Below are 9,589 nucleotides of genomic sequence, written 5' to 3' on the forward strand. Positions count from 1 at the left end.
CCCCCGAAGAGGCCCTGGGGTTCGACCCCGAACCGGACACCAAGCCGACCCCCGCCCGAGGCTTCGACGCCGTGGCGGAGGCCGTGCTCGGAGAGGATCCGCGCTCGCTTCCCGGCGTCGACGGGGCGCCCGCGCTGCTCGGCGAGCCGATGGCGCGGATCAACGAGGCGGTGCGGGCGGGTCGCACGGACACGGCCGCGGCGCTCGCGGAGCGGACGGTGACCGAGGCGTCGGCGACGCTGGGACCGGAGCACCCCGAGGTGCTCCGGCTGCGCGAACTCGCCGCGTACATCGCCTACTTGGCCGGTGACCCGGTCCGCTCCTTCCACCTGTCGCTCGACCTGGCCCGTATCCACCACGGCAACCGGGACGCGGAGGCCTCGTACGGCAACGTACAGAGCGCGGCGACGGCCTGGCGGGCCGTGCGGGACCCCTTCCAGGGCCTCAACCTCGGCACCGAACTCCTCACCCTGTGGACCGAGTTGGTCACCGAGGGCGGACCCGCCGCCGAGGACGCCGAGGAACTGGAGTCGGCCACGTCCCGCATGACCCGGCTGGCCCGACGGGCCCGCGACTCGGGCGCGGGCCCGCAGGGATAGCGTGCGGGCCCGCCCGCAGGGTGAGCCGCAGACCTACTGCGACAACGTCCACACCGCGTGCGCGAGCGCGTCCGCGTTGCGGTTGAGGGCGGTGTCGTTGACGTTGGCGGTGGTGTCGCAGGAGGAGTGGTAGCAGCGGTCGAAGGCCTGGCCGGCCGTACCGCCCCACTTGGTCACCTGTGCCGCCGTCTTCGCGCGGCTCGCCCCGGTGAACAGGCCGCCGACCGGGACGCCCGCGCTCTTGAAGGGCGCGTGGTCGGAGCGGCCGTCGCCCTCGGTCTCGATCTCGGTGGCGACGCCGATGCCCGCGAAGTAGTCCTTGAAGGTCTTCTCGATGGCCGGGTCGTCGTCGTAGACGAAGTAGCCGGGGTTCGGCGAGCCGATCATGTCGAAGTTGAGGTACCCGCTGATCCTGGCGCGGTTCGCGGAGGACAGGCTGTTGACGTAGTAGCGGGAGCCGACCAGTCCGAGTTCCTCGGCGCCCCACCAGGCGAATCTCAGGTGCTTGGTGGGCTGGTAGCCGGTGCGGGCGACGGTGAGGGCGGCCTCCAGTACGGCCGCCGAGCCGGTCCCGTTGTCGTTGATCCCGGCGCCGGAGCTGACACTGTCGAGGTGCGAACCGGCCATGACGACCTGGTTGGTGTCGCCGCCGGGCCAGTCGGCGATCAGGTTGTAGCCGACCCGGCCGGACGCGGTGAACTGCTGGATCGTGGTGGTGAATCCGGCGGCGTCCAGCTTGGCCTTCACATAGTCCAGGGAGGCCCGGTAGCCGGTGCGGCCGTGGGCGCGGTTGCCGCCGTTGGCGGTGGCGATGGACTGGAGCTGGGTCAGGTGCGCCTTGACGGCGGTCACCGGGATGTCGGGTGCGGCGGCGATCGCGACGGGCTCGGGGGCGGGCGCCGCGCCGGCTATGGATCCGGTGGCGAGCAGCGTGGCGGCGGCGACGACGGCGGTCGCCGTGGCCCGCCCGGAAACGGAGAGCTTCATGGTGGGGGGCTCCGAGTTCCAGAGGGGTCCCCGGTGGGTTGGCCACAGGGAACCCACAGTGAATGGGGTGCCTGGATGGTGAAGCTGTGGCCAACTCTTCGTCAAGAGCGCTATCTGGACAAGGAGTTCACATAACGGAGCCGCTCGCCGCCCGGCGGCCGTGACCGTCTGGCCCCGCCTTCACCCGGCCGCCGTGACCCCTTGGTTCCGGGTCTGATTCCGCCTTCGCCCGGCTCAGTGCACGCAGAACTCGTTCCCCTCCGGGTCCGCCATCACCACCCATGCCCCGGACGGTTCCTTCACCTCCCGCAGCACGCTCGCGCCGAGCGCTGTGAGCCGCTCGACCTCCCCCTCCCGCCGCCCCGCACCGGGGTGCAGGTCGAGGTGGAGCCGGTTCTTTACCGTCTTGTGCTCCGGCACCCGCTGGAACAGCAACCGCCGCCCCAGCCCGGTGCCGCTCTCCGCGTCGAAGGGGTCCGCGGGATGCCGTACGGCGATCAGGTCCCGAAAGGCCGGGCGGCCGTGGTGCTCCAGGGTGGCCGCGCCGGGCAGTGCGCCGAGTCCCAGCAGCCGCTCGATGAGCGCGCTGTTGTCCTCGACCGTGTAGTGCAGCGCGGCGGCCCAGAAGTCCGCCTGAGTGTGCGGGTCGAGGGAGTCGACGACGAGTTTCCAGTGGACGGGCGTGGGTTCCGTTGCGGGTGTCTCGCTCATGTAACCAGTTATATTGGTTACATGAGCGCGCGGGCAACGGAAACGCCGGAGCATCCGAAAACATCGGAGGCAGCCACATCGTCGGCATCGCCGGGTTCGCCTGCGTCGCCGGCATCGCCGACCGGCCGGCCGTCGTCACCCGGTCGGCCGCCCGGCCTGACCCTGGTCTCGCACGACGGCACGCCCTACCGCTTCGATCCGGGCGCCCTCTGCCTGGAGCTGCTGCCCACCGGTGGCCCCGGCGCCCTCGCTCGCTACGAGGTGCTGCACGAACCCGCCGACCTCGTCGCCTGGGCAGCCCGCAGCCGCCTGCCCGAAGGGCTGGAAGTCGCTGTGTCCGAAAGTGAGGTGCGCCGGGTACGGGAGGTCCGGGACGCCCTCCTCCTCCTCACCGCCGACCGGGCGCACGGCCGCCCGCAGCGGCCGGAGCACCTCGACGCCCTCAACGAGGCCGCGGCCGAGCCCCCGCTCGTCTCCCGGCTCACCCCGGACGGAACCCGTGCCTGGGCGCCCGGCGCCACCGGCACCCACCTGCTCTCGACGGTCGCCCGCGACGCGATCGACCTCTTCAGCGGCCCGCACGGGCACCGGGTCCGCGAGTGCGCCGCGCACGACTGCCGCCTGCTGTTCGTCGACACCTCCCGCCCCGGCCGCCGCCGCTGGTGCGCGATGGAACACTGCGGCAACCGCGAGAAGGTACGCGCACACCGGGCGCGCGGGCGCCTCACGGAGAGCCGGCCACCCGCTCGGAGCACCACGGAGGGCTAGCCATCCGCTCGGAGCCCCACGGAGGGCTAGCCATCCGCCAGGACCCTCACGGAGAGCTGGCCACCCGCCAGGACCCTCAGGGTGACCGTCGTCTACGGCTTGGCGAGGGGGGAGACGTCCGGCGCCTCGACAGCGGAAGGCACGCTCTCAGCCTTCGGTGCGGGACCGGCGGTGCCGGGCGTCCCGGTCTCGGCGGCGAGTGCCAATGCGGTCCGCGCCGACCGTGCCGTACGCGCCGTACGGACCGAGGAGCGCCACGCGTCCCCGGTGAGCAGCACCAGCGCCAGCCAGACCAGCGCGAAGCCGGCCCAGCGCTCGGGCGGCATGGCCTCGCCGAAGTAGAGGATGCCGAGGAGGAACTGGAACACCGGCGCCATGTACTGCAACAGGCCCAGCGTGGACAGCGGCACCCGTATCGCCGCCGCGCCGAAGCAGACCAGCGGGAGCGCTGTGACGATGCCGGTGGAGGCGAGGAGGGCCGAGTGCCCGAGGCCCTCACCGGTGAAGGTGGAGCCGCCGTGGCCGGCCAGCCACAGCAGATAGGCGAGCGCGGGCAGGAACTGGATCGCCGTCTCGGCGGCCAGCGACTCGACCCCGCCGAGGTTGACCTTCTTCTTCACCAGCCCGTAGATGGCGAAGGAGAAGGCGAGGCAGAGCGAGATCCACGGCGGGCGGCCGTACCCGATGGTCAGCACGAGGACGGCGGCGAGGCCGATGCCGACCGCCACCCACTGCACGGGTCGCAGCCGCTCCTTCAGGAGCAGGACGCCTATGGCGATGGTGACCAGCGGGTTGATGAAGTAGCCCAGCGACGCCTCGACGACGTGGCCGCTGTTCACGGCCCAGATGTAGACGCCCCAGTTCACCGTGATGACGGCGGCGGCGACCGTGACGAGCGCGAGCCTGCGCGGCTGGCGCAGCAGCTCACCGGCCCACTGCCAGCGGCGTATGACGATCAGCGCGACGGCGACGAAGGCGAGGGACCACACCATGCGGTGGGCGAGGATCTCGGCCGCGCCCGCTGGCTTGAGCAGCGGCCAGAAGAGGGGGACGAGGCCCCACATCCCGTAGGCGGCGAAACCGTTCAGCAGGCCGATCCGGCCCTCACCACCCTTGGACGTCCCGGTCACGGGCCCCTCCTTCTCACGACCTCACGACAGGCATACGTGGTCGAAGGTAACGCCGGAAACCCCCGCCTGTCATGTCCGTATCGCCATACGGTCGTGACAGGCGGGGGTCGGGAGCCCGGGAGCCCGGAACGGGGGAGTAACGGCCCTCGGGCGGGACGGCGAGCCTCGGGTGGGAGGCCCGAGGTCAGTCCTTCAGTGCGGCGGCGATCGCCTCGGACAGCGGAGTGGTCGGACGGCCCGCCAGGCGGGACAGGTCACCGCTGGAGACGACCAGCTCGCCCTTCGCGATCGAAGTGTCCACGCCGGCCAGGATCGCGGCGAACGGCTCGGGCAGTCCGGCGCCGGTCAGGATGCCGATCAGGGTCTCGGCGGGCACGGCGCTGTAGCCGATCTCCTTGCCCGTCTGCCGGCTCAGCTCGGCCGCGTACTCCGCGAAGCTCCACGCCTCGTCGCCGCCCAGCTCGTACGTCGTGTTCTCGTGCCCCTCGCCGGTCAGTACGGCGACCGCGGCAGCCGCGTAGTCCGCGCGGGCGGCGGAGGAGACGAGGCCCTCGCCGGCGGCGGCGACGACGGCGTTGTGCTCCAGCACCGGGGCGAGGTTCTCGGTGTAGTTCTCGTGGTACCAGCCGTTGCGCAGCAGGGAGTAGGGCAGCCCGGAGGCGAGCAGCGCCTTCTCGGTGGCGCGGTGGTCGTCGGCCAGCGCGGCGCTCAGGGCGCCGGGCGCGCTGGTGTACGCCAGCAGCGCGACGCCGGCCGCCTTCGCGGCGTCGATGACGACCTGGTGCTGGGCCGGGCGGTCCTTGTCGACCTCGCTGCCCGAGATGAGGAGCACCTTGTCACCGGCGGCGAACAGGCCGTCGAACGTCTCGGGGGCGCTGTAGTCGGCGACCGCGAGCTTCACGCCGCGCTCGGCGAGGTCCGCGGCCTTGGCCTTGTCGCGCACGACGGCCGTGATCCCCTCCGCGGGGACCTTCTCCAGCAACTGCTCCACGACGTGACGGCCGAGGTGTCCGGTGGCTCCGGTGACGACAATGCTCATGGTTCAGAACTCCTTGGGGGGTGCGGTCTGCAACTAACCCTAAGGCGTGCGCTAACTCTTGGAAAGTACCCACTTTGAAGTAAGGTACTGGCATTCAGGTAAGTGGGCGGCATGAGAGGCCTACGCAGACGCAGAGGCCCGGAACCTTTGTGGTTCCGGGCCTCTGTGGGTGCGAGGCGGACGTAAGCGCCTGATGGGTCAGCCGACGACCGTCCAGGTGTCCCCGCCGGCCAGCAGCGACGCCAGATCCCCCTTGCCGTGCCGCTCGATCGCCTCGTCGAGCTGGTCGCTCATCTGGGTGTCGTAGACCGGACGCTCGACGGAGCGCAGGACGCCGATGGGGGTGTGGTGCAGGGTGTCCGAGTCGGCCAGCCGGGACAGTGCGAAGGCGGTGGTCGGGGACGCGGAGTGCGCGTCGTGGACCAGGATCTCGGACTCGTTCTCCGGGGTCACCGTCACCACCTCCAGATCGCCGGTCAACCGGTTCCGCACGACGCCCCTCGACCGGTCGCCGCCGAACCGGATCGGCTGTCCGTGCTCCAGCCGGATCACCGCCTCCTCTGCCGACTGCCGGTCCTTGAGCGCCTCGAAGGCTCCGTCGTTGAAGATGTTGCAGTTCTGGTAGATCTCCACCAGCGCCGTGCCCGGATGGGCCGCGGCCTGACGCAGCACCTCCGTCAGATGCTTGCGGTCGGAGTCGATCGTGCGCGCCACGAACGACGCCTCCGCGCCGATGGCCAGCGACACCGGGTTGAAGGGCGCGTCCAGCGAGCCCATCGGCGTCGACTTGGTGATCTTGCCGACCTCGGAGGTGGGGGAGTACTGCCCCTTGGTCAGCCCGTAGATCCGGTTGTTGAACAGCAGGATCTTGAGGTTCACATTTCGCCGCAGGGCGTGGATGAGGTGGTTGCCGCCGATGGACAGCGCGTCGCCGTCCCCGGTGACCACCCACACGCTCAGGTCGCGTCTGCTGGCGGCGAGCCCGGTCGCGATCGCCGGGGCCCGCCCGTGGATCGAGTGCATCCCGTAGGTGTTCATGTAGTAGGGGAAGCGCGAGGAGCAGCCGATGCCCGAGACGAAGACGACGTTCTCTCTCGCCAGCCCCAGCTCCGGCATGAAGCCCTGGACGGCGGCCAGGATCGCGTAGTCACCGCAGCCGGGGCACCAGCGCACTTCCTGATCGGACTTGAAGTCCTTCATGGACTGGCGGCCCTCGGCCTTGGGGACCAGGGAAAGCGCCTCGATCGTGCCGGTGCCGGTGCCGGTGCCGGTGCCGGTGCCCGTGCCCGTGCCCGTGGCTTCCGTGGACGTGTCAGCCATCGATGGCCTCCTTGAGCGCCGAGGCGAGCTGCTCCGCCTTGAACGGCATGCCGTTGACCTGGTTGTACGAGTGCGCGTCGACCAGATACCTCGCCCGGATCAAGGTGGCGAGCTGGCCCAGGTTCATCTCCGGGATCACGACCTTGTCGTAACGACTCAGGACCGCGCCCAGATTCTTCGGGAAAGGGTTCAGGTGCCGCAGATGGGCCTGCGCGATCGGCTCCCCGGCCGCCCGCAGCCGCCGTACGGCCGCGGTGATGGGCCCGTAGGTGGAACCCCAGCCCAGGACCAGGGTCCTCGCCTCGTGCGGGTCGTCGACCTCGACGTCCGGCACGTCGATGCCGTCGATCTTGGCCTGCCGGGTGCGGACCATGAAGTCGTGGTTGGCCGGGTCGTAGGAGATGTTGCCCGTGCCGTCCTGCTTCTCGATCCCGCCGATACGGTGCTCCAGCCCCGGCGTGCCCGGCACCGCCCACGGCCGGGCCAGCGTCTGCGGGTCGCGCTTGTACGGCCAGAACACCTCGGAGCCGTCCTCCAGGGTGTGATTGGGACCCTGTGCGAACTGCACGGTCAGATCAGGCAGTTCGTCCAGTTCCGGGATCCGCCAGGGCTCGGAGCCGTTCGCGAGATAGCCGTCGGACAGCAGCATCACCGGGGTGCGGTACATGAGGGCGATCCGGGCCGCCTCCAGAGCCGCGTCGAAGCAGTCGGCGGGTGTGCGGGGCGCCACGATGGGCACCGGGGCCTCGCCGTTGCGCCCGAACATCGCCTGGAGCAGATCCGCCTGCTCGGTCTTCGTCGGCAGACCGGTCGACGGCCCGCCACGCTGGATGTCGATCACCAGCAGCGGCAGCTCCAGCGACACGGCGAGCCCGATGGTCTCCGACTTCAGGGCCACACCGGGCCCGGAGGTCGTGGTCACCGCCAGCGACCCACCGAACGCCGCCCCCAGCGCCGCGCCGATGCCCGCGATCTCGTCCTCGGCCTGGAAGGTGCGTACGCCGAAGTTCTTGTGCTTGCTCAGCTCGTGCAGGATGTCCGAGGCCGGCGTGATCGGGTACGAGCCCAGGAACAGCGGAAGGTCCGCCTGCCGGGAGGCGCTGACCAGCCCGTACGACAGCGCCAGGTTCCCGGAGATGTTCCGGTAGGTGCCGACCGGGAACGCTTTCGCCGCCGGAGCGACCTCATAACTGACCGCGAAATCCTCGGTCGTCTCCCCGAAGTTCCAGCCCGCCCGGAAAGCGGCGATGTTCGCGGCAGCGATGTCAGGCTTCTTCGCGAACTTCGACTTCAGGAACTTCTCCGTCCCCTCCGTCGGCCGGTGGTACATCCACGACAAGAGGCCGAGCGCGAACATGTTCTTGCTGCGCTCGGCCTCTTTGCGGGTGAGGTCGAAATCCTTGAGAGCCTCGACGGTCAGGGTGGTCAACGGGACCGGATGGATCTGATAACCGTCGAGGGAACCGTCCTCCAGCGGCGAGGCCGCGTACCCCACCTTCTGCATCGCCCGTTTGGTGAACTCGTCCGTGTTGACGATGATCTCCGCGCCGCGCGGCACATCCTCGATGTTGGCTTTCAGCGCCGCCGGATTCATCGCGACCAGCACATTGGGCGCATCACCCGGCGTGAGGATGTCGTGGTCGGCGAAGTGCAGCTGGAACGAGGACACGCCGGGGAGGGTGCCGGCGGGCGCGCGGATCTCGGCGGGGAAGTTCGGCAGGGTCGACAGGTCGTTGCCGAACGACGCCGTCTCCGAGGTGAATCGGTCACCGGTGAGCTGCATGCCGTCGCCCGAGTCCCCCGCGAACCTGATGATCACCCGGTCGAGACGGCGTACGTCCTTCGTCCCGCCCGGTTTGCGCTGCTCTCCCACGACGGCTGCGTCGCTTCCGTCGGTTCCGTCGGCCTGTTCCGCTGGACTGCTGACCTGACTGGTCACTGAACTGGACCTCCCTAGAGGCGGCTGTCCGGGGGAAAGGCCTTCCCGAAGGCCCTCCCTGGATCAACCCTACGTCTGTAAGGGTCGCCTTCCCTCGGCCATTCTCATGACGGTCACCGCCGTGAGACGGCCCGGCGCCCTGACTGGCCATGATTTCCGACTGCCCAGTATGTCCAAGAAGGCACGACGAGGACGCCTGGTGATCGTCATGAATTGAGATAGGTGAGAACCGCGAGAACGCGACGATGATCTCCGACGCTGGGGGACAGGCCGAGCTTGAGGAAAATATTGCTGACGTGCTTCTCCACCGCGCCGTCGCTCACCACCAACTGCTTCGCGATCGCCGAGTTCGTCCGTCCCTCGGCCATCAGCCCCAGTACCTCCCGCTCCCGAGGGGTCAGCCCGGCCAGCACATCCTGCTTGCGGCTGCGCCCGAGGAGCTGCGCGACCACCTCGGGATCGAGGGCGGTACCCCCCTCGGCCACCCGCACCACCGCGTCCACGAACTCCCGCACCTCGGCCACCCGGTCCTTGAGCAGATAGCCCACACCCCGGCTGGAACCGGCCAGTAGTTCGGTGGCGTACCTCTCCTCCACGTACTGCGACAACACCAGCACGCCGAGCCCCGGATGCGCCTTACGCAGCCGTACGGCGGCCCGCACCCCCTCATCGGTATGTGTAGGGGGCATCCGTACGTCGGCCACGACCACGTCGGGCAGCGCGCCCTCCGCGTCCAGCTCGGTGATCGTCTTCACCAACGCCTCGGCATCCCCGACGCCGGCGACCACGTCGAGCCCCCGGTCCGTCAACAACCGCGTCAGCCCCTCCCGCAACAGCACCGAATCCTCGGCAATGACCACCCGCACCCTGACCTCCACGCTCGCCGGCCCCCCAGCCACTCGTCCATCCACCATCCACAGAACAGCTTCCAGCATCCCAGCAAACCCCCCACCCGTGTCCGGACAACAGTGGACTGAGGCCGGGAAACGCCTGACGGGAGGTGGTGGTTCCGGATCGGGACGGGACGGGGCGGTCGGTCAGCGGCGGGAGTCCGAGGCGCTTACTTCTGGGGACCGTCGGCCAGTCGGCCAGTCGG

8 protein-coding genes and 1 pseudogene are annotated in these 9,589 nt (G+C 69.9%); 2 read left to right on the forward strand and 7 right to left on the reverse strand.

The features are described 5' to 3' along the window. Nucleotides 1-599, forward strand: a pseudogene (locus BZL64_RS08625) (tetratricopeptide repeat protein); the annotation flags it as partial. Between the two features lie 33 nt (nt 600-632). Here BZL64_RS08625 and BZL64_RS08630 read toward each other — a convergent pair. Both BZL64_RS08630 and BZL64_RS08635 read right to left on the reverse strand, forming a co-directional pair. Continuing rightward, nucleotides 633-1,586 carry a M28 family metallopeptidase gene (locus BZL64_RS08630; protein ID WP_086767731.1) on the reverse strand — a complete coding sequence of 318 codons (954 nt, stop codon included), beginning with the start codon at nt 1,584-1,586 and terminating at the stop codon, nt 633-635. A 234-nt stretch (nt 1,587-1,820) separates the two neighbouring features. Next, nucleotides 1,821-2,297: a VOC family protein gene (locus tag BZL64_RS08635; protein WP_086767732.1), complete on the reverse strand. Its 477-nt coding sequence runs from the start codon at nt 2,295-2,297 to the stop codon at nt 1,821-1,823. A 162-nt stretch (nt 2,298-2,459) separates the two neighbouring features. Between BZL64_RS08635 and BZL64_RS08640 the strand changes: the two genes are divergently transcribed. Beyond that, on the forward strand, nt 2,460-3,065 hold the full coding sequence (locus BZL64_RS08640) for a CGNR zinc finger domain-containing protein (protein WP_244205260.1): 606 nt from the start codon (nt 2,460-2,462) through the stop codon (nt 3,063-3,065). Between the two features lie 92 nt (nt 3,066-3,157). Here the strand turns inward: BZL64_RS08640 and rarD are convergent, their stop codons facing one another. The 5 genes from rarD to BZL64_RS08665 form a co-directional block, all read right to left on the reverse strand. Next, nucleotides 3,158-4,195 carry an EamA family transporter RarD gene (rarD, locus tag BZL64_RS08645; RefSeq protein WP_086767736.1) on the reverse strand — a complete coding sequence of 346 codons (1,038 nt, stop codon included), beginning with the start codon at nt 4,193-4,195 and terminating at the stop codon, nt 3,158-3,160. A 184-nt stretch (nt 4,196-4,379) separates the two neighbouring features. Continuing rightward, nucleotides 4,380-5,234: an SDR family oxidoreductase gene (locus BZL64_RS08650; protein WP_086767737.1), complete on the reverse strand. Its 855-nt coding sequence runs from the start codon at nt 5,232-5,234 to the stop codon at nt 4,380-4,382. A 198-nt stretch (nt 5,235-5,432) separates the two neighbouring features. Next, entirely contained in the window at nt 5,433-6,554 is a 1,122-nt protein-coding gene (locus BZL64_RS08655; RefSeq protein WP_425276025.1) for a 2-oxoacid:ferredoxin oxidoreductase subunit beta, read from the reverse strand. Next, nucleotides 6,547-8,493, reverse strand: a complete 1,947-nt coding sequence (locus tag BZL64_RS08660) for a 2-oxoacid:acceptor oxidoreductase subunit alpha (protein ID WP_086767739.1) — start codon at nt 8,491-8,493, stop codon at nt 6,547-6,549. Before BZL64_RS08660 ends, BZL64_RS08655 begins: the two co-directional genes overlap by 8 nt. Before the next feature lie 206 nt (nt 8,494-8,699). Next, complete coding sequence (locus BZL64_RS08665; RefSeq protein WP_086767743.1) at nt 8,700-9,371, reverse strand: LuxR C-terminal-related transcriptional regulator; 672 nt, start codon at nt 9,369-9,371, stop codon at nt 8,700-8,702. Between the last annotated feature and the right edge of the window lie 218 nt (nt 9,372-9,589).

Source organism: Streptomyces bobili (genome assembly GCF_002154575.1).
Lineage (GTDB): Bacteria > Actinomycetota > Actinomycetes > Streptomycetales > Streptomycetaceae > Streptomyces > Streptomyces bobili.